Source organism: Serratia sp. H1w (assembly GCF_000633355.1).
Classification (GTDB): domain Bacteria; phylum Pseudomonadota; class Gammaproteobacteria; order Enterobacterales; family Enterobacteriaceae; genus Chania.
Map to the genome: position 1 here is coordinate 1 of NZ_AYMQ01000176.1, position 691 is coordinate 691.

At 59.0% G+C, this 691-nt stretch carries 1 protein-coding gene; it reads left to right on the plus strand.

The annotated features are described in order from the left end of the window. Positions 1-154 precede the first annotated feature (154 nt). Positions 155-691: transposase zinc-binding domain-containing protein (locus tag U869_RS31225; protein WP_198530716.1), on the plus strand; the 537-nt coding region annotated here is incomplete at its 3' end.

Consider the following 691-nt stretch of genomic DNA (forward strand, 5'->3'; position numbering starts at 1 on the left):
CAATGATCACGGGTATATATCCGCCGTGTAAAATAAGCTGCCAGGCGGCGCCCCGAGATAACGCTGTGAACGGTAGCACGCCTACGGCGTGAGCTCGTCTGCTACGCAGCCGAAGTCCTTTCCACCCTCATCGCCGTATTTTATACTGTCTTTCATGTACATACCGCGACCCGCAAAGCTCCTGTTCCAGCACGACGAAGGCTGGGAACGCTTCCTCGAGAAGAATGGCCATCAGCTCACCTACTGGACCAAACTCTCCGTCGAGCGCATGCTTGCCTGCGGGACCTGCGCCATGGGCGTGCGACGCTATTGCTGCAGCTCACCTGACTGTACGCACTCTCGTTTTCTCTGCCAGACTTGCAAATCCAAAGCCTGTAGCAGCTGCGGCCTCAAAGGCACCGAGCAGTGGATTGCCGAGCAGCAGCACATCCTGCCCGACTGCGACTGGCAGCACATCACCTTCACCATGCCGCACCTGCTGTGGCCGTTCTTCAACAACAACTGGTCGCTGCTCAACGACCTTTTTCGCTGCGCCACCCGCGCCATGCTCAGGCACGCGCGCAAGCTGGGCATCGAGGTCGGCATCTTCTGCGCCCTCCACACCTACGGGCGCCAGCTCAATCAGCATCCGCATATCCACGTCTCCATTACCCGTGGAGGTCTCGATACCAAACACGGTGTCTGGCGCGAC